This window comes from Bacillus sp. FSL R9-9492, from assembly GCF_038007365.1.
In the GTDB taxonomy this organism is placed as follows: domain Bacteria; phylum Bacillota; class Bacilli; order Bacillales; family Bacillaceae_G; genus Bacillus_A; species Bacillus_A mycoides.
Map to the genome: position 1 here is coordinate 3,948,207 of NZ_JBBOXC010000001.1, position 19,276 is coordinate 3,967,482.

The window sequence follows — 19,276 nt, forward strand, 5'->3', positions numbered from 1 at the left end:
AATAACTCAATGAAAAAGGCAATAGAGACAAGGCTCTACTACCTTCTGTAAATTATATCATATTTTCATATCATTGACTATTTCAAGTTTAATCCCTTCTTATATAACAGCGGCTTTTTCTTTTTCTCCTTTTTTCTTGTTAATAAGGATCCTACTAATAAGAAGGTCGGAATAGATGATAATCCTCCAATTAACAACCAATCTCGTGCTTGTATCGGCATTGTGCTAAAAATCGGCTGTAATGGTGGATAATATATAACTACAAGCATTAACAGTAAAGAAATAATAACCGCCCCTACTAAATATATATTTCCAAACGGGTTGCGGTGAAATATAGAATGTTCACTACGACAATCAAATACATGAATAAGCTGAGCCAGTACTAATGTTGCGAAGGCTACCGTTTGTGCATACTTCAATTCATTCGGATGCTGGTTAAATGCAATAATAAACGCTACTAATGTCACTGCTCCGATTAGAAAACCACGACTTATAATTTTCCACGCAAGCCCTCTAGCGAACACCCCTTCTTTCGGATGGCGTGGTGTTCTCTTCATCACATCTCCTTCAGCCTTATCCAAACCTAATGCCATCGCTGGTAAACCGTCAGTAACTAAGTTCACCCATAAAATTTGAATTGGAACCATCGGCAATGGCAGTGCAAGTAACATCGCAAATAACATAACTAAAATTTCACCAACGTTAGATGCTAACAAATACCGAATAAACTTCCGAATATTTTCATATATGTTTCTACCTTCTTTAATCGCCGATTTAATCGTAGCAAAGTTATCATCTAACAACACAAGTGAAGAAGCTTCTTTTGCAACATCTGTCCCTGTAATTCCCATCGCAATCCCTATATCAGCTGTTTTAATAGCTGGAGCATCGTTCACTCCATCACCTGTCATAGCTACTATATGTCCCTTATTTTGCAGCGCCTTAACGATTTTCAATTTATGCTCAGGAGACACTCGAGCGAATACATACGTATCTTCTACAATATCTTCTAATGCCTCTACATCCATATTCGCAAGTTCTACACCTTCAACAACGCGTCCACCCGCCGGTAAAACCCCTAGCTGTTCCGCAATTGCCATTGCCGTCACTTTATGATCTCCCGTAATCATTACCGTTCTAATACCAGCTTCCTTACACTCTTTCACCGCTTGCGCCACTTCTAGTCTTGGCGGATCTATCATTCCTTGTATTCCAACAAGCATAAAATCCTGCTCGACTTCTCTTTCATGTTCAATTGAATCTGTAGCTTTTAACGGTTTAAATGCCACCGCAATCGTTCGTAAAGCTTGACTTCCTAAACTATGAATCGCTGCCTGCACTTCTTTTCGATACATTTCACTTAAAGGCTGCTGCTTATTTCCCCACAAAATTGTTTGACTCATTTGCAAAAGAACATCTGGTGCCCCTTTTGTAATAACAAATTTTTTACCTTCACGATCACGAACGATAACGCTCATCATTTTTCTAGTTGAATCAAAAGGAAATTCACGAATGACTTCAAACTTTCCTTTAAGAGCTTCACGTGATATTCCCGCCTTCATTGCAGCAGCAACGAGAGCTCCCTCTGTTGGATCTCCATCTAACACATACGTCTTTTTCTTTTGAATGACATTCGCATTATTACATAAACAGCCAAATGTAAGTAGTTGATACAGTGATTTCGTCTTAGTAGGGTCAATTACTTCTTCACCTTTCATAAACGAACCTGTTGGCTCATAGCCTTGACCTGTTACTTTCCACAATTCTCCGCCTGACCACATATGTGTTACCATCATTTTATTTTGTGTCATTGTTCCTGTTTTATCTGAGCAAATAACAGAAGCACAGCCTAACGTTTCTACAGCTGGCAACTTTCGCACAATTGCCCTCTTTTTAATCATACGCTGTACGCCAAGTGATAGCGCAACCGTAACGATAGCTGGCAATCCTTCTGGAATAGCTGCAACAGCAAGCGAAACCCCAGCCAAAAACATGTGATACACTTCATTCCCTTGATATACACCAGCTAGTACAACAAGAGCCGTCAAAATAAGAGCAACAATAATTAAAATTTTTCCAAGCTGTTCTAATCTTCTTTGTAATGGAGTTTCCATTTGCTCAGCATTTTGCAACATATTTGCAATTTGCCCCATAGCTGTATTCATTCCAGTTGCTACGACTACCCCTGTTCCAGCACCTCTCGTTATCATCGTCCCCATAAATGCCATGTTTTTTTGATCACCAATTGAAACATCTTGACCTTGTAACGCCTCTACCTTCTTTTGTACAGGCAATGACTCTCCTGTAAGAGCCGATTCTTCAATATATAAACTTGAAGATTCCACAAGGCGAACATCCGCGCCAATACGGTCACCACTAGAAAATTTAATAATATCACCTAGTACAAGTGCTTTTGACGGCGCTTTTATCCACTTCCCATTTCTTAGTACAGTAACTTGAGGAGCTGCCAATTCTTTTAAAGCTTCCAACGATTTTTCAGCTTTCCTCTCTTGGAAGAAACCGAGGACACCATTAATAATAACAATTGCAACAATTGCAATCGAATCAATATACTCTCCTAAAAAAGCTGAAATAATTGTAGCACCAAATAAAACAAGTACCATAAAATCTTTAAATTGCGCTAAAAACACCATAAGCGCAGAAGGCCGCTTTGCTTCTTGCAATTCATTTGTACCAAATTTCTTTAATCGGCCCTCTGCTTCTTGCTCTGTAAGACCTACCTCCACATTCGTATTCGTTCTTTCCTCCACTTCATGTGCTCGCATTTCATACCAGTTCATCCTGCCATCGACCTCCTGATTCCAGACATACTCTAATGAAAGCTTATTCAGCCTCGTCCAAAAAAATGCTATAATTAACTTTTAGTTAGAAAGGAGTGTTCATTCATGGCATTCGATGGATTATTTACAAGAGCAATTACACATGAAATTGCAAATTCTCTTCAAACAGGAAGAATTTCAAAAATATATCAACCCTCAAAATATGAAGTTTTATTACATATTCGAGCAAACGGAAAAAACCAAAAGCTAATTCTTTCATCTCACCCTACATATGCGCGTATGCACTTAACAAATCAAAACTACAATTCACCAGCGCTACCGCCGATGTTTTGTATGCTTCTTCGCAAACATTTAGAAGGTGGATTTATTGAAAAAATCGAACAAATTGACTTAGAACGTATTATTCAAATTACAGTCCGCAGTCGCAATGAAATCGGTGACGAATCAGTAAAAACATTAGTAATCGAAATAATGGGACGACACAGTAATATTATCTTAGTAGATACGAAAACAAATGTTATTTTAGATAGCTTAAAACACGTTTCTTTAGCGGTAAACCGACATCGTACTGTATATGCTGGAGCTGAATATGTTGCCCCACCGGCACAACATAAAGTTAATCCGCTTCTTATCGAAACAGAAGATGATTTTATTAAACCGCTAGACTTTTTATCTGGCAACATGGACAAACAACTTGTCGGAGCATTCATGGGAATTTCCCCATTATTTGCAAAAGAAGTTGTAAATAAAGCAGGTATGGCAAATGAAAAAGCATTATCTGAAGCTTTCTTCAGCTTGCAAAAACCTTTGCTAACACATCAGTACGTGCCTGCCATGATAACAGCAAATGGAAAAGAGTTCTTTTACCTATTCCCTCTTTCTCACTTACAAGGAAACGAAAAAACATTTTCATCTGTTAGTGAATTATTAGATCGTTTCTTCTTTGGTAAAGCAGAGCGCGATCGTGTAAAACAACAAGCTCACGATTTAGAACGCTTTATGCAAAATGAAAAAACAAAAAACGAAAAGAAGCTAATTAAACTAGAAAAAACATTACAAGATGCCGGAAAAGCAGATAAATATCAACTATTTGGAGAGCTACTTACAGCCAATATGTACGCTTTGAAAAAAGGTGATAAAGAGATAGAAGTCGTTAACTATTACGACGAAAATGGTGGGACTGTAAAAATCACATTAAATCCTTTAAAAACACCATCTGAAAATGCACAACGCTATTTCCAAAAGTACCAAAAAGCGAAAAATTCAGTTGCTATTGTAGAAGAACAAATCGTAAAAACAAATGAAGAAATTCTTTATTTCGATAGCTTACTTCAACAAATGGAGGTTGCTTCTTCAAAAGATATTGAAGAGATTCGTGAAGAACTGACCGAAGAAGGTTATGTACGTAATCGTAAGAAGAAAAACACAAAGAAAAAACCGACAAAACCAGTATTGGACAAATATTTAGCTAGTGATGGCACAGAAATTTTCGTCGGTAAAAACAATAAGCAAAATGATTATTTAACAACGAAATTCTCCCGTCGTGATGAAATTTGGTTACATACGAAAGACATACCTGGGTCCCACGTTGTCATTCGTTCTCTTGAACCTACGGAAGAGACTTTACAAGAGGCCGCTAAAATCGCTGCTTATTACAGTAAAGCAAAAGATTCTAGTTCTGTTCCTGTAGATTTCACAAAGGTACGCCATGTCAAAAAACCGAGCGGTGCAAAACTTGGATTTGTTACATATGACAATCAACAAACATTATATGTAACACCAGATGCTGATACAGTAATGAAATTAAAAGCGTAAATACTTAAAAATGCGTTGCTAGCAAGCAACGCATTTTTCTATGTTTTCAGCTTAGTTCATATACCCATTCACTAATTCATAACATCTTTCTTTTGTCATCTTATATTTTTCATCTGCAGCTTTGATATATCTCATCGTTCCATTATTTTCATCTGTAGCAATTGCTTTAACTTTACTTTCCTAACTTCAATATTGTCAAAAAATTTGACAGTGCTATTTCATATTTGTATAAATTTTTTTACAGTGTGTAAAGAAATTGAATCTTGAGTTGATGTTTTTTTCATTCTCCCAACTGCTAATTGAAGTAATCTGTATTTCACGAGCAGCCCACCGTCCACAAATAATGGGCTAAATTTCTTATTTTCTCTAAAACATATGTAATTCCCACTATCTTTTCTCTAAAGATATTTTTTGGCACGCTATTTGCTTTATTCAATACTGTGAAAAGGGGGAATTAACATGACTTTAAGAATTAATAAAATCCAAAATCAACTAAAAAACTATGAAATTGACGGATTACTTATTACAAAAAAAGAAAATCGCCAATATGCAACAGGCTTTACAGGTAGCGCTGGCGTCGTCTTAATCTCTGCGGATAATGCTGTTTTTATAACTGATTTCCGCTATGTAGATCAAGCGAAATCACAAATAAAAGATGCTGAAATTATTATGCATAAAGGAAATTTGGAAAAAGAAATTGCAAATCAAGTATCGAAATTAAACATTCAAAAACTTGGAATTGAAGAAAATAACATGACATTGCAACAATATAAAAACTTACAAAAATACATACATGCGGAAATGGTGCAAGTGTGCGAAATCATCGAAGATATTCGCATTATTAAAGACACACCTGAAATAGAAACAATGAAAATTGCAGCTAATATTGCTGACGAATCATTTCACCACATCCTTACGTTTCTAAAGCCAGGAATAAGTGAGACTGATGTCCGAGATGAATTAGAATTTTTCATGCGAAAGAAAGGGGCTACATCCTCATCATTTCAAATTATTGTAGCTTCTGGCGTTCGCTCTTCACTTCCTCATGGCGTTGCATCGAATAAAATAATCGAGCACGGCGATATCGTTACCTTAGATTTCGGTGCACTTTATAACGGGTATTGTTCCGATTTAACACGTACTGTAGCGATTGGCGAACCATCGGAAGAATTCAAAAAAATATATAATGTTGTATTAGAAGCATTAAAGCGTGGAACTGCAGCCATTAAACCTGGAGAAACTGCGAAAAGTATCGATGATATAACGAGAGATTACATTACAGAACATGGATACGGTCAATATTTCGGCCACTCTACTGGTCATGGGCTTGGGTTAGAAATTCATGAACCTCTCCGTCTATCCCAAGAAAGTAAGGCTACTTTAGAAGAAGGTATGGTTGTTACAGTTGAACCAGGTATTTATATACCAAACTGGGGCGGGTGTAGAATTGAAGATGATATTGTCATCACAAAAGAGGGCTATGAGGTTATTACAAAGGCAAATCGGGAACTAATTGTCATTTCCTGTTAAAAATCATGAACTTTTTAACAGGAGTTTTTTCTTTACACATAGAATTCCTTCTCTGGAGTAATTGTTTAAAGAGGGGGAATTTTAATTGAACTTTGTAATCGATAAGGTAGATGGTTTACAAGTTGAGTTTTCAAAACTTGTTTCCATGATGAATTACGCTCGCTATACAACAATGCAGGCTGTCGAAGGCTTAACAATTGAAGAACTTGATTATTTATATGATGATGAAGCAAATTCAATTGGTATGCTTTTGTACCATATGGCTGCTATTGAATTTTACTACCAAATTCATACTTTTGAAGATCGTGAACCAACAGATGCTGAATTAGAACGTTGGTTACCTGCTGTTGAGTTAGGAAATCTTGGACGCGAGAAAATAAAAGGCAACTCAATAGAATTTTACATAAATACGTTACAAGAAGTGCGCTCTAAAACGATCGAAACATTTCAGTCTTTACCTGACGAATGGCTATTTAAAACGACCGACTTTTGGCATGACAAACCAGCAAATAACTACTTTAAATGGTTTCACGTATTTGAAGATGAAATCAATCATCGCGGACAAATTCGTTTAATTAAAAAGATGCAAAAAGCTCATTCAGTAAAGTAAGAAAATGCCACCGAATAAGGTGGCATTTTCTTTTATTCATTAACGAATAACTTTTCGTTTACTTTTTTAGCGACTACCGCTACCGATATTAAAATGCATATTAAATATAGCAATTTCGCAATAAATAACCACCCTTGAAACATTACAATTCCATCTATTATCTCATTTCCTTTCAATAACAAAAACGGAATCGTGCTAATTATAATGACAAACTCGATGCTGAAAACAATTTTCTTTTTTCGACTATATGCTTTCCATTCATCCCAGCGATACATAGGAGCAAAAATCAATACTCCTATACATAATATTACTGGTACCCATTCACTTTTAAGAAATTGCCCCGAAATAACTGATAATATTAAACAACCGAACACACCATAATACCCTATTTTCTCTCTCATTCGTACTCCCCCATTCTACCTCTCCTTTAACATGTAACTTGCTATTCTTATCATGACTCTTAGAAAAATAACGACTACAATTACAAGATAAAGACCTTTCGCAGAAGACATCCAATCTTGAAAAATAGACATTTTCTCCATTTGCTTTTGGCCCTCTATTAAAATAACCCCTACGACAAATGAACAAACAACAATGATACCTATCATAATTCCAATACTTTTCTTACTATGTTGTTTCATGTCATCCCAACGATATAACAGTATAAAAACAAACCCGAGAACAGGTATGATACTTATCCATTCATTGTTTATAAGCAGATTTAAAATGATTAATAGACTACAAGATATGATAAATCCCCAAAATCCAATTTTTTTTGCGCATAAGCCCTCCTTTAATTCCATTTTTAGGATTAATTGTATTGTAACATCCATTTATTGTTCTTACCATTACAGTACATGAAATTTCACTTTTTTTCTTTTTCCTATACTCACATACTTTCACTGCTTCCATACAATGAACTACACGAATGCCTAAAGGATGTGAATGTTATGGGAGTTGAATTAACGCTTTTACATGCTCTCTATGTTCTTTGTTTACTCACTATTATTACCTTTTTTATTTTTAGAAAAGATACGACGATCATTTGTATCGTTTTTATTTTTTTATTAGCATTAACCGCTACAAGTTCTATCCCTCTTGCCATTAGTGGTATCTTTCAAAGTTTCATTTACGCCATTACCGAACTATTACCAACTATATTAATCATCTCCATTATCGTATCAATGAGCAACCTACTCGTTCATACCGGCATAAATGATACGATGATTTCACCATTTACAAAGATGATTCGTACACCTGCACATGCCTACTGGATTATCGGTCTTTTAATGATGACAATTTCCTTTTTCTTTTGGCCTTCTCCAGCTGTCGCCTTAATGGGGGCCATTTTATTACCAGTCGCTGTACGCGTCGGCCTTCCGCCAATTGGAGTCGCAATCGCTATGAACTTATTCGGACACGGCATTGCCTTATCTGGTGACTTCGTTATTCAAGGTGCACCGAAATTAACTGCAGATGCTGCTGGTCTTCCTGTTTCCAGCGTTGTTTCAGCCAGTGTTCCCCTCGTTATTGTTATGGGTATTGTGACAACTTCCGTCGCATTTTTCTTCTTACGAAAAGAATTTCATACAGGCTTATCTATACAAGAATCTATTCCATCAACTGAGTCTTCTAAAACGCTCACTTCATTATCTCCTCAGACAAAAAAATGGCTCGCTATTTGTATTCCGATCGTATATGCCATAGATATTCTTTGCATGATTCAATTTAAACTACAAGGAAGCGATGCAACTGCACTTATCGGCGGGACGACTGTTATTATGATTATCATTATTTCTCTCATCGCCTACAAAGGTAATGGACTGAATAAAACGACCGATTATTTTATAGAAGGGCTCCAATTTGGATTTAAAATCTTTGGTCCAGTTATCCCAATTGCTGCACTCTTTTATTTAGGAGATAGCGGCTTTGTGAAAATTATCGGGGACTATTTACCGAAAGGTTCACATGGAATCATTAACGACTTAGGAATCGCCTTATCTCAAATTGTTCCTTTAAACCAATATGTATCGGCAGGAACATTAACTATCGTTGGTGTCATAACAGGCTTAGATGGATCTGGTTTTTCCGGTATATCACTTGCTGGTTCGATTGCAAACCTTTTCGGAACAGCACTTGGGCATGGAACCGCTACATTAACAGCACTCGGGCAAATTGCAGCAATCTGGACCGGCGGTGGCACTTTAATTCCTTGGGCGCTTATTCCTGCCGCTGCCATATGCAAAGTAGATCCGTTTGAACTTGCACGCCGAAACTTTTTACCAGTTGTGATTGGCTTAATCGTCACCACGATCGTTGCGATGTTTATTCTATAGCGTAAGCGAGTATTCTCTTGCTTACGTTTTTTATTGTGAAATCAATCATTTATTACTGACTTTCAAAAGGGATTATGTATATGTTAGCGAAGTTATATTAGGAGAGTATTTATTTCAAAACGTTTACGAGAAACAGATTACTTCAATTAGAAAAGGGGACATAACTATGAATGAATTGATTTTTGTCTTATTAATTTGTCCATTACTTATCTTTATCGTTTCTGTTATTGGAACACGTAGAACGAGAACGTACTATGTAATGCCCATTATAACGTTTGCTAGTTTTTTAATAGTAGGTGCTATCGCCTTCCCTCCAAAGTTTTTCTTTTGGGTCGGTATGTATAGTATCTTCTCATTTATTATTTCTTATATGACTCTATTGTTTGTGAGAGGATATGAAGTTGCAGAAAACAATAAGTAGTTATTAGTGAGGAGATTGTAATATGATTTTCTTTGATATCAATGGAACTTTACATACAATTTTAGCAATGATATAAAAAAGACGACCGCGTTCCCCCGCGGTCGTCTTTTTTCGTGTTACGCTGTGATCCAAGCTTCATTAGCTGGATTTTTACGCCACTCTTGTAATTTTTTCGTTTCAGCTTGTCCGATCATACCTTTTTCTGCTGCAACTTCAGTTAATGCACTGTAATCACTTAAAGAATATGATGCTACGTTTGCTACTTCTAGTTTCTCTTTTCCTGACTCAAGCTCGTATGTGAAGATTGATACGATTCCTAATACTTCACAGCCAGCTTCACGAAGTGCTTCTACACATGTAATTGCACTACCGCCAGTTGAAATTAAGTCTTCTACTACTACTACTTTTTGACCTTTTTCAGCTTTTCCTTCGATTTGGTTCCCTTTACCGTGACCTTTTGCTTTACTACGCACGTAGCACATTGGTAAATCCATACGATCGCTTACCCATGCAGCGTGCGCAATACCAGCAGTTGCTGTTCCTGCAATAACTTCTACAGTTGGGAAGTGCTCTTTAATTAACTCTTCTAATCCAGCTGCAATCGCTTGGCGTACTTTTGGATAAGATAAAGTTAAACGATTATCACAATAAATTGGTGATTTTATACCAGAAGACCAAGTAAATGGGTCATTCGGTTGTAAAAATACTGCTCCAATTTCTAATAAATGCGATGCGATTTCTTTTTTCATACTGTTACACCTTCCCACTGTTGTTTTACTGTTTTATACGCTTCAAGCGGATTTTCTGCTTTTGTAATACTACGTCCAACTACGATGTAGCTTGAACCAAGTTCCCTCGCACGTTTCGGTGTTGCTACGCGCACTTGGTCATTTACATCATCGCTTGCAAGACGAATCCCCGGTGTTACTGTTACAAATTCATTTCCGCATACTTCACGTAATTTTGGTACTTCAAGTGTTGAACAAACAACTCCATCAAGTCCACTTTCTTTCGTTAATTTTGCATAATGAGCAACCGCTTCTTCTAACGTTTTCTCAATGCCAATCTCTTTTTTCATCATAGCTTCCGAAGTGCTTGTTAATTGTGTAACTGCAATACAAATCGGTCTCTCTTTTCCTTCTTGCTTACCTTCCTCTAATCCCTCAATCGCAGCTTTCATCATACTGCTTCCCCCAGCAGCATGAACATTTACCATATCTACATCTAGACTAGCTAGGCTACGCATAGCGCTTTTTACCGTATTCGGAATATCATGAAGTTTTAAATCTAGGAAGATTTTATGTCCTTTTTCTTTTAAGTACGTAATAATTGCAGGACCTTCTTTGTAAAACAACTCCATACCAACTTTGACAAATAACTCTTCCCCTTCAAAGTGGTGTAAGAATTGTTCTACCTCTTGTTTCCCTGGAAAATCTAGTGCAACGATTAACGACTGTGACATGTTTGCTTCCAGCTCCTTCCTTGACATTCCGAAATATGATCAAATCCTAATTCATCTAGTAATGCTGGTAATTCTTCAATAATTGTCGGACATACGAACGGATCGATAAAGTTCGCCGTTCCAACTGCGACCGCGCTTGCGCCCGCATAGAAGAATTCAATTACATCTTCCGCTGTTTCAATACCACCCATTCCGATGATCGGAATGTTAACCGCTTGACTTACTTCATGTACCATACGAATTGCTACTGGCTTAATCGCAGGCCCTGATAGTCCGCCCGTACGGTTTGCTAAAATTGGTTTTGCAGTTTTTAAATCTAGACGCATACCAAGCAATGTATTAATCATCGTTAAACCGTCCGCACCCGCATTTTCAATTGCTTTTGCAATTTCCACAATGTTTGCCACGTTCGGTGACAATTTCACATATACCGGTACTTCAGAAACCTCTTTTACTCGCTTCGTTAAATCAGCAGCAATTTCAGGATTTGTACCAAAAGCGATACCACCCGTTTTTACGTTTGGACAAGAAATATTTAATTCTAGCGCATGAACATTAGGTGCCTTTGAAATCGCCTTCGCAACCGCTACGTAATCCTCAGCTTGTGAACCCGCAACGTTTGCAATAATCGGAAGATCAAATTGCTCGAGAAAAGGTAATTCAGAATTCATTACCTTTTCTAATCCAGGATTTTGAAGCCCGATTGCATTTAGCATTCCGCCTGGTGTTTCAGCAACACGAGGCGTTGGGTTTCCATAACGAGGTTGTTCTGTTGTCGCTTTAATCATAATTGATCCAAGTACACTTAAATCATAGAACTGTGCATACTCACGACCAAATCCGAAGCAACCAGATGCTGGGATGATTGGATTTTTTAATGATAACCCTGGTAATTCAACTTGCAATCTGTTCATAGTACAACCTCCCCGATTGGAAATACTGGTCCGTCGCTACACACCTTCTTGTAAGAATGCCCACTCGGATCTGCTTGCAAATGGCATACACATGCGAAACATGCTCCGATACCACAGCCCATACGTTCTTCTAATGAAATATAGGCTTTTCTCTCCTTATAGCGTCCTTCTAATGCACGAAGCATCGCTAAAGGTCCACATGAGTAGAGAATGTCAAAGTCAATTCCATAGCTATCGATTACATCTGTTACAAACCCTTTTGTACCATGTGTACCATCAACTGTTGCAACATACGTATCACCAAGTTCTGCGAATTTCTCTTCATAGAAGACAACATCTTTCGTTTGGAAACCTAAGATGTGAATAACGCGTACTCCTTTTGCTACAAGACGCTGTGACAATTCATATAGTGGTGGTACACCAATTCCCCCACCAACTAATAGAGCCGTTTGTCCAGATTCCGCTTCTTCTACAGGAAATCCATGACCAAGTGGTCCTAACACATCTACAAGTTCACCTTGTTTTCTTTTCGCTAATGTTTTTGTCCCTTGTCCTTCCGCACGATATAGCATTGTAAATTCGTTCTTGTCTTGATCGACATTACAAATACTAATTGGGCGGCGCAGAAGGGGCGTAATGCCCTCTGCTACCTTAATGTGTACAAACTGCCCTGGATCGTTCATTTGCTGCACTAAATCCCCTTGAAGCACTAATTCGTAAATGTTTTTTGCGATTTCTTTTTGGTTAACGACGATCATATTTTGCTTTTGCATCATGCATGTACCACCTCGTGACGCTTCGTTTGCGTAATTTCTTTCATTGAATGAGCTGAGAATGTCATAGATTCTAATACTCTCAAGATTGCTCTCGTTGTATCAAGTGATGTTAAGCAAGCCACACCATTTTCTACTGATTCACGGCGAATGCGGAAACCATCACGCGCTGGTTGTTTTCCTTTTGTTAATGTATTGATTACAAACTGCGCTTTCCCTTGACGGATAATATCAAGTAAGTTGTAGTCTTCAGAATCAATTTTGTTTACAACTTGCACCGGAATGTTTTGTTCTGTTAGCGATTGTGCTGTTCCTGCTGTTGCTAATAAGTTATAGCCGATTTCATGGAAGCGTTTTGCAATTTCCAGCGCTTCTTCTTTATCTTTATCCGCTACAGTGATGATTACTGATCCGTGCGTTGGAATGTTAATTCCTGAAGCAACAAGTCCTTTATATAATGCTTTTTCAAGCGTTAAATCTTTACCCATTACTTCCCCTGTTGATTTCATTTCAGGCCCTAATGTTGTATCAACTGAGCGTAGTTTCGCAAATGAGAATACCGGTGCTTTTACATACACTTCCTTCTCTTCTGGGTGATAGCCAGTTCCATATCCTTGTTCTACAAGGTTTTGACCTAAAATAACTTTCGTTGCGATATTTGCCATCGGTACGCCTGTAATTTTACTTAAGAATGGTACTGTACGGCTCGCACGTGGATTTACTTCAATTACATACACTTCATCTTTGAATACTACAAACTGAATGTTTAGTAATCCAACAATGTTTAAACCTTTTCCAAGCCCAATTGTATGTTCAATAATTTGTTCTTTTAGTTTTTCAGATAAGCTCTGTGGTGGATATACTCCAATTGAATCCCCAGAGTGAACTCCAGCGCGTTCGATATGTTCCATAATACCTGGAATGAATACATTCTCACCGTCTGAAATTGCATCTACTTCAATTTCTTTACCAACCATATAACGGTCGATTAATACTGGGTGATCTGCGTGAACTTTAACCGCATTTTTCATGTAGTGCAGTAATTCTTCTTGACGATATACGATTTCCATCGCACGTCCACCTAGTACGTAAGATGGTCTTACTAATACTGGGTAACCAATTTTGTCAGCGATCGCTACTGCTTGCTCTACAGTCGTTGCTGTTTTACCAACTGGTTGCGGGATACCAAGCTTTGTTAAAGCTGCTTCAAACTTATCACGATCTTCTGCACGGTCTAAATCTTCAAGTGATGTTCCTAAGATTTTTACACCGTGTGCTTCTAATTTAGCCGCTAAGTTAATTGCCGTTTGTCCGCCGAATTGGACGATAACACCTTCTGGCTTTTCTAAATCGATAATGTGCATTACATCTTCGATTGTTAATGGTTCAAAGTATAATTTGTCAGAAATACTGAAGTCTGTTGAAACTGTTTCTGGGTTGTTATTAACAATGATTGCCTCATATCCAGCTTCTTTTATTGCCCATACAGAGTGAACTGTTGCATAATCAAACTCAACACCTTGACCAATACGGATTGGACCAGATCCTAGTACAACTACACTCTTACGATCTGTTACAATCGATTCATTCTCGTCACCATATGTGCTGTAGTAGTATGGTGTTGCAGATTCAAACTCTGCCGCACAAGTATCTACCATCTTATAAACAGGAGTCATATTGCTTTCTTTACGCATATCGTAAATTTCACGCTCTGTTTTGTTCCAAGCATTGGCGATGTAATGGTCACTGAAGCCCATTTCTTTCGCAGATTGTAACACTTCCATATTTCCTACATTCGCTTTTACTTCGCGTTCCATGTTTACGATATTTTCAACTTTTTGTAAGAAGAAGAAGTCCATTTCACACCATTCGTTGATTTCTTCTTTCGTTACACCTTGACGGATCGCTTCTGCTACAACGAACAGACGCTCGTCATCAGCTTTTATAATACGCTTTTTCATCGTTTCTTTATCAAGCTCTTTTAAGTGGTCTAACTCTAGGTGATAAACGCCAAGCTCTAAAGAACGGATCGCTTTTAATAATGATTGTTCTAAGTTACGTCCGATTGACATAACTTCACCAGTTGCCTTCATTTGTGTACCAAGTGTTCTGTTTGCTGATTCAAACTTATCAAATGGCCAACGTGGAATTTTTGAAACAACATAGTCTAATGCTGGCTCGAAGCAAGCGTATGTTTTTTGTGTTACTGGGTTTATAATTTCATCTAATGTTAAACCGACTGCAATTTTCGCCGCTAACTTCGCAATTGGATATCCAGTTGCTTTAGATGCTAGTGCAGACGAACGACTCACACGCGGGTTTACTTCGATTACATAGTATTGGAAGCTATGTGGATCAAGTGCAAGCTGAACGTTACATCCACCTTCAATTCCTAATGCACGAATAATTCTTAATGAAGTGTTTCGTAACATTTGATACTCACGGTCACTTAATGTTTGGCTCGGTGCTACAACGATAGAATCACCTGTGTGAACCCCAACCGGATCGATATTTTCCATGTTACATACTACAATCGCGTTATCATTCGAATCACGCATTACTTCATATTCAATTTCCTTACAACCGGCAATACTCTTTTCTAATAAACATTGTGTTACTGGACTATGTTTTAATCCACCTGATACGATTTCAATTAGTTCTTCTTCATTATTACAGATTCCGCCACCTGTTCCCCCCATTGTAAATGCTGGGCGAACAATAACTGGATAACCAATTTCTTTTACAAATTCATGTGCTTCTTCCAGCGTATGAATAATCGTGCTAGATGGAATTGGTTCATTTAATTCCTGCATTAATGTACGGAATAAATCACGATCCTCGGCTTGCTCGATTGCTGATAATTTTGTTCCTAAAATTTCAACTCCGCACTCTTCAAGTATGCCTGATTTCGCAAGTTCAACAGCCATGTTTAGGCCTGTTTGACCACCTAATGTTGGTAGGAGTGCATCTGGACGTTCTTTACGAATGATACGGCTTACGAATTCTAATGTTAATGGTTCTATATATACTTTATCTGCTGTTGCAGTATCTGTCATAATTGTTGCTGGGTTAGAGTTAACAAGGATTACTTTGTAACCTTCTTCTCTAAGAGATTGACAAGCTTGTGTACCAGAGTAATCAAACTCTGCTGCTTGCCCAATTACAATTGGTCCTGATCCGATTACTAAAATTGTGTTAATGTCTAGGCGTTTTGGCATAACTCTTCCCCTTCTTTCTTGAAGTTTTCAATCATTGCTAAGAAATCTTCGAATAAATCATTTGCATCTTCTGGTCCTGCAGAAGCTTCTGGATGGTATTGCACTGTAAATGCTGGGAACTTCGTATGACGAAGACCTTCTACTGTTCCATCATTTAAAGCAACATGTGTAATTTCCAGTTCTGTATTTCCAACTGATTCTTCTTCTACTGCGTAACCATGGTTTTGAGATGTAATTGCTACTTTTCCAGTTGCAAGATTTTTTACTGGATGATTTAAACCACGGTGACCGAATTTTAACTTACTTGTATTCGCACCAGATGCCAGGGCGAACAATTGATGTCCTAGGCAAATCCCGAATAAAGGAACTTTACCAATAATTTCTTTTAACATTTCAATTGCTTCTGGTACATCTTTTGGGTCCCCAGGTCCATTACTTAACATAATTCCATCTGGGCTAAGGCGTAGAATTTCTTCTGCTGTTGTATTGTAAGGTACAACAATTACATCACAATCACGCTTATTTAATTCTCGTAAAATACCATGTTTCATTCCGAAGTCTACAAGTACAACTCGGTGTCCACGGCCTGGACTTGGATATGGATCTTTTGTTGATACGCGTTTCACATGATCTGTAAAGACAGTTGCTTTCAATTGGCTAACGATGTCCTCTACATCCACATCCATATTGCAAAGACGTCCGCGTAAAGTTCCATATTGACGAATTTTTCTTGTTAATTTTCTCGTATCAATTCCTGCTAATCCTGGGATATTTCTTTCTTTCAAGTAATCATTTAACGAAATTTCATTACGGAAGTTTGATGGATGATCACAAATTTCGTTTACGATTAAACCATTTACAGATGGGTGAATTGATTCAAAATCATCACGGTTAATGCCGTAGTTTCCGATTAATGGATACGTAAATGTTACGATTTGACCGCAGTATGATGGATCAGATAAAGTTTCTTGATATCCAGTCATCCCAGTTGTAAATACAACCTCACCTGACTTTTCTATTTCTCCTCCGAAACCTTTTCCAATTAATACTGTTCCATCTTCTAAGATAAGTTGTCTTTTCATACTAATGCACTCTCCTTTTGCCATGCGATCTTACCACCAACGATTGTCATAACCGGCCAACCTTGGCATTTCCAACCTGCGAATGGTGTGTTTTTTCCTTTTGATAAGAATGTTGTTGGATCAATTTCTTCTTCTTGTTCTAAATCGATAATTGTAATATCAGCTTTTCTACCTTCTGTTAGGCGCCCTGCTTCTAAACCGAATGTGTCAGCTGGTTTTTCTGTTAAGAATTGAATCAGTTGCTCTAATGTAATGATTCCTTTTTTCACAAGGTTTGTATATAAAAGCGGGAATGCTGTTTCAAAACCAGTAATTCCGAACGGTGCTCTTTCAATCCCTTGCGCTTTCTCTTCTGCAGTATGCGGTGCATGGTCAGTTGCGATCATATCAATTGTTCCATCTAATAGTCCTTCAATTAACGCTGCATGATCTTCTTTTCCTCGAAGCGGTGGATTCATTTTAAAGTTAGGATCAGCCGATGGGATATCATCTTCACATAATACTAAGTGATGCGGTGTTACTTCTGCTGTCACCTTAATTCCAGCACGTTTCGCGTCACGGATTACACGTACAGATCCTTTTGTACTTACGTGACATACGTGGTAGTGACAATTTGCAGCTTCCGCAAGTAAGATGTCCCGGGCAATATGTACGGATTCACATACTGATGGGATACCGTTTAATCCGTGTTTCTCAGAAAACTTCCCTTCATGTACACATCCTTTATTAATAAGTGTGTTCTCTTCACAGTGTGCAACAACTGCCATATTTAATTTCGATGCACGCTTCATTGCAGCTAACATCATACTTGCATCTTGCACGCCTACGCCATCATCAGTGAAAGCAAATGCTCCAAGTTCTTTTAACGTTTCAAAATCGGTCATTTCAGAACCTGCTTGACGTACTGTAATTGCTCCATATGGTAATACATTTACATGTGCTTTTTCTTTAATACGCTTTTGCAGGTCTTCCATATGTTCTTTACAATCTGGTACTGGGCGTGTGTTTGGCATTGCGCAAATTGTAGTAAATCCACCTTTTGCTGCTGCAAGTGTTCCTGTTTCAATTGTTTCTTTATGTTCACCACCTGGTTCACGAAGATGAACGTGTACATCTACTAATCCAGGTGCGATTAACTTTCCATTTACATCGATTACTTCAGCATTATCTGCCGTAATATTTTCTGCTACCTTCGCAATTTTACCGTCTTGTACGAGAAGATCTGTTGCTACAATTGTTCCTTCTTCATTCATATAACGACCATTTTTAAACAAATAATTCATGTTTCATTCCTCCTAATACATTTGGTAATGCGCGTTTTAGTACAGCCATTCTTACGTAGACCCCGTTTTCCATTTGCTTGAATATGCGTGAGCGTTCACACTCGACAAGTTCACTCGCAATTTCAACATCACGGTTTACAGGGGCTGGATGCATAATAATGCTTCCTTCTTTCATACGTTTTTCTCTTTCAACTGTTAACCCATGTTGCTCGTGATACTCTTTCATAATGTCTGTTTCATAATGGTCATGACGCTCATGTTGTACACGAAGTAACATCATCACATCCACTTCTGGAACAAGTTCATCTAAACTCTTGTACGTTCCAAATGTGTTCTCTTCATCTTTCCACTCTTCTGGGCTTGCAAAGTAAATTGTCGCGCCCAGTTTCGTTAATGCTTCTGCATTAGAACGTGCTACTCGGCTATGACGAACATCCCCAACTATTGCAATCTTCAAACCTTCAAATCTTCCAAACTCTTGTTTAATTGTTAGAAGATCGAGTAGACATTGCGTTGGATGATTTCCACATCCATCTCCAGCGTTCAAGATTGGGATATTCACCTGATCTTTTAATTCATCGAAGTAACGATCTTGCTCATGGCGGATGACTACCGCTTTTGTTCCGATTGATTCTAGTGTTCTTATCGTATCGTATAAAGTTTCTCCTTTTTGTACGCTAGATGCATCTGCGGAAAAGTCTAATACTTCAAGTCCTAATCTCTTCTCAGCAACTTCAAAGCTAAATCTTGTCCTCGTACTATTCTCAAAGAACAAGTTCGCAACAAATGTTTGCTCTGTCGTTTTTCTCTCTTTTCCATTCGCGAAATCTTCTGCGTCTTTTAGGATTTCTGAAATTTCTTGTTCCGATAATTCACTCATCGTTAACAAATGGCTCATCGTCATCCCTCATCTTTCTGTTTTTTATGATAACACCATTGAATTTATATAACAATAACTGTATAAAAATACCCTAGTCTTTGAGACTAGGGTGCGTTAAAGTAGCCACCCTTTTCTATCTCACAGGACTGAA

The 19,276-nt window shown here is 37.8% G+C and carries 17 protein-coding genes and 1 pseudogene; 5 read left to right on the forward strand and 13 right to left on the reverse strand.

The genetic code is table 11. The features are described from left to right. Positions 1–77: 77 nt before the first annotated feature. Complete coding sequence (locus tag MKY70_RS19965) at positions 78–2,801, reverse strand: calcium-translocating P-type ATPase, SERCA-type (protein WP_088034467.1); 2,724 nt, start codon at positions 2,799–2,801, stop codon at positions 78–80. A 105-nt stretch (positions 2,802–2,906) separates the two neighbouring features. Between MKY70_RS19965 and MKY70_RS19970 the strand changes: the two genes are divergently transcribed. Beyond that, positions 2,907–4,616: an Rqc2 family fibronectin-binding protein gene (locus tag MKY70_RS19970; RefSeq protein WP_088034465.1), complete on the forward strand. Its 1,710-nt coding sequence runs from the start codon at positions 2,907–2,909 to the stop codon at positions 4,614–4,616. A gap of 51 nt (positions 4,617–4,667) precedes the next feature. Here the strand turns inward: MKY70_RS19970 and MKY70_RS19975 are convergent. Then, positions 4,668–4,796, reverse strand: a pseudogene (locus MKY70_RS19975) (lysozyme inhibitor LprI family protein); the annotation flags it as partial. A gap of 279 nt (positions 4,797–5,075) precedes the next feature. On the opposite strand from MKY70_RS19975, the gene MKY70_RS19980 reads away from it, so the two are divergent. Continuing rightward, positions 5,076–6,146 carry a M24 family metallopeptidase gene (locus tag MKY70_RS19980; protein WP_088034463.1) on the forward strand — a complete coding sequence of 357 codons (1,071 nt, stop codon included), beginning with the start codon at positions 5,076–5,078 and terminating at the stop codon, positions 6,144–6,146. An 85-nt stretch (positions 6,147–6,231) separates the two neighbouring features. After that, positions 6,232–6,756: a DinB family protein gene (locus tag MKY70_RS19985; RefSeq protein ID WP_002066772.1), complete on the forward strand. Its 525-nt coding sequence runs from the start codon at positions 6,232–6,234 to the stop codon at positions 6,754–6,756. 32 nt (positions 6,757–6,788) lie between these two features. Here the strand turns inward: MKY70_RS19985 and MKY70_RS19990 are convergent, their stop codons facing one another. From MKY70_RS19990 to MKY70_RS20000, 3 genes are read right to left on the reverse strand one after another with little or no spacing between them, the layout of a single operon-like run. Beyond that, positions 6,789–7,157, reverse strand: a complete 369-nt coding sequence (locus tag MKY70_RS19990; RefSeq protein WP_016100707.1) for a YoqO family protein — start codon at positions 7,155–7,157, stop codon at positions 6,789–6,791. Positions 7,158–7,172: 15 nt separating this feature from the next. Continuing rightward, on the reverse strand, positions 7,173–7,559 hold the full coding sequence (locus MKY70_RS19995; RefSeq protein ID WP_088034670.1) for a YoqO family protein: 387 nt from the start codon (positions 7,557–7,559) through the stop codon (positions 7,173–7,175). Continuing rightward, positions 7,495–7,668, reverse strand: a complete 174-nt coding sequence (locus MKY70_RS20000; protein ID WP_341074633.1) for a hypothetical protein — start codon at positions 7,666–7,668, stop codon at positions 7,495–7,497. The genes MKY70_RS19995 and MKY70_RS20000 overlap by 65 nt, the downstream gene beginning before the upstream one ends. A 38-nt stretch (positions 7,669–7,706) precedes the next feature. Between MKY70_RS20000 and MKY70_RS20005 the strand changes: the two genes are divergently transcribed. Together MKY70_RS20005 and MKY70_RS20010 are read left to right on the forward strand one after the other, a co-directional pair. Further along, positions 7,707–9,092 (forward strand): membrane protein, encoded by a 1,386-nt coding sequence (locus MKY70_RS20005; RefSeq protein ID WP_002033770.1) that lies wholly within the window; start codon positions 7,707–7,709, stop codon positions 9,090–9,092. A gap of 166 nt (positions 9,093–9,258) precedes the next feature. Further along, positions 9,259–9,513: a YbeF family protein gene (locus MKY70_RS20010; protein WP_088034459.1), complete on the forward strand. Its 255-nt coding sequence runs from the start codon at positions 9,259–9,261 to the stop codon at positions 9,511–9,513. Between the two features lie 116 nt (positions 9,514–9,629). On the opposite strand, the gene pyrE is transcribed toward MKY70_RS20010, so the two are convergent. Genes pyrE through pyrB form a run of 8 tightly spaced genes read right to left on the reverse strand, consistent with a single transcriptional unit; the run spans position 9,630 to position 19,143 of the window. Then, on the reverse strand, positions 9,630–10,262 hold the full coding sequence (gene pyrE, locus MKY70_RS20015; protein ID WP_002142936.1) for an orotate phosphoribosyltransferase: 633 nt from the start codon (positions 10,260–10,262) through the stop codon (positions 9,630–9,632). Continuing rightward, positions 10,259–10,975, reverse strand: a complete 717-nt coding sequence (gene pyrF, locus MKY70_RS20020; protein ID WP_000083510.1) for an orotidine-5'-phosphate decarboxylase — start codon at positions 10,973–10,975, stop codon at positions 10,259–10,261. Before pyrF ends, pyrE begins: the two co-directional genes overlap by 4 nt. Continuing rightward, complete coding sequence (pyrD, locus tag MKY70_RS20025) at positions 10,960–11,889, reverse strand: dihydroorotate oxidase B catalytic subunit (protein ID WP_002088238.1); 930 nt, start codon at positions 11,887–11,889, stop codon at positions 10,960–10,962. The genes pyrF and pyrD overlap by 16 nt, the downstream gene beginning before the upstream one ends. Then, positions 11,886–12,665, reverse strand: a complete 780-nt coding sequence (pyrK, locus tag MKY70_RS20030; RefSeq protein ID WP_002088239.1) for a dihydroorotate oxidase B electron transfer subunit — start codon at positions 12,663–12,665, stop codon at positions 11,886–11,888. Before pyrK ends, pyrD begins: the two co-directional genes overlap by 4 nt. Continuing rightward, positions 12,662–15,880 (reverse strand): carbamoyl-phosphate synthase large subunit, encoded by a 3,219-nt coding sequence (carB, locus tag MKY70_RS20035; RefSeq protein ID WP_002165154.1) that lies wholly within the window; start codon positions 15,878–15,880, stop codon positions 12,662–12,664. The genes pyrK and carB overlap by 4 nt, the downstream gene beginning before the upstream one ends. Further along, positions 15,865–16,962, reverse strand: coding sequence for a carbamoyl phosphate synthase small subunit (locus MKY70_RS20040; protein ID WP_002111416.1), 1,098 nt, complete (start codon positions 16,960–16,962; stop codon positions 15,865–15,867). Before MKY70_RS20040 ends, carB begins: the two co-directional genes overlap by 16 nt. Then, positions 16,959–18,245: a dihydroorotase gene (pyrC, locus tag MKY70_RS20045; RefSeq protein ID WP_088034457.1), complete on the reverse strand. Its 1,287-nt coding sequence runs from the start codon at positions 18,243–18,245 to the stop codon at positions 16,959–16,961. Before pyrC ends, MKY70_RS20040 begins: the two co-directional genes overlap by 4 nt. Then, entirely contained in the window at positions 18,229–19,143 is a 915-nt protein-coding gene (gene pyrB / locus MKY70_RS20050) for an aspartate carbamoyltransferase (protein ID WP_002128846.1), read from the reverse strand. The genes pyrC and pyrB overlap by 17 nt, the downstream gene beginning before the upstream one ends. Between the last annotated feature and the right edge of the window lie 133 nt (positions 19,144–19,276).

Coding starts and splice junctions, on each gene's coding strand:
- MKY70_RS19965 (WP_088034467.1), bottom strand. CDS start 2,801: ATGAACTGGTATGAAATGCGAGCACATGAAGTGGAGGAAAGAACGAAT.
- MKY70_RS19970 (WP_088034465.1), top strand. CDS start 2,907: ATGGCATTCGATGGATTATTTACAAGAGCAATTACACATGAAATTGCA.
- MKY70_RS19980 (WP_088034463.1), top strand. CDS start 5,076: ATGACTTTAAGAATTAATAAAATCCAAAATCAACTAAAAAACTATGAA.
- MKY70_RS19990 (WP_016100707.1), bottom strand. CDS start 7,157: ATGAGAGAGAAAATAGGGTATTATGGTGTGTTCGGTTGTTTAATATTA.
- MKY70_RS19995 (WP_088034670.1), bottom strand. CDS start 7,559: ATGGAATTAAAGGAGGGCTTATGCGCAAAAAAAATTGGATTTTGGGGA.
- MKY70_RS20000 (WP_341074633.1), bottom strand. CDS start 7,668: ATGGAAGCAGTGAAAGTATGTGAGTATAGGAAAAAGAAAAAAAGTGAA.
- MKY70_RS20005 (WP_002033770.1), top strand. CDS start 7,707: ATGGGAGTTGAATTAACGCTTTTACATGCTCTCTATGTTCTTTGTTTA.
- MKY70_RS20010 (WP_088034459.1), top strand. CDS start 9,259: ATGAATGAATTGATTTTTGTCTTATTAATTTGTCCATTACTTATCTTT.
- pyrE (WP_002142936.1), bottom strand. CDS start 10,262: ATGAAAAAAGAAATCGCATCGCATTTATTAGAAATTGGAGCAGTATTT.
- pyrF (WP_000083510.1), bottom strand. CDS start 10,975: ATGTCACAGTCGTTAATCGTTGCACTAGATTTTCCAGGGAAACAAGAG.
- pyrD (WP_002088238.1), bottom strand. CDS start 11,889: ATGAACAGATTGCAAGTTGAATTACCAGGGTTATCATTAAAAAATCCA.
- pyrK (WP_002088239.1), bottom strand. CDS start 12,665: ATGATGCAAAAGCAAAATATGATCGTCGTTAACCAAAAAGAAATCGCA.
- carB (WP_002165154.1), bottom strand. CDS start 15,880: ATGCCAAAACGCCTAGACATTAACACAATTTTAGTAATCGGATCAGGA.
- MKY70_RS20040 (WP_002111416.1), bottom strand. CDS start 16,962: ATGAAAAGACAACTTATCTTAGAAGATGGAACAGTATTAATTGGAAAA.
- pyrC (WP_088034457.1), bottom strand. CDS start 18,245: ATGAATTATTTGTTTAAAAATGGTCGTTATATGAATGAAGAAGGAACA.
- pyrB (WP_002128846.1), bottom strand. CDS start 19,143: ATGAGCCATTTGTTAACGATGAGTGAATTATCGGAACAAGAAATTTCA.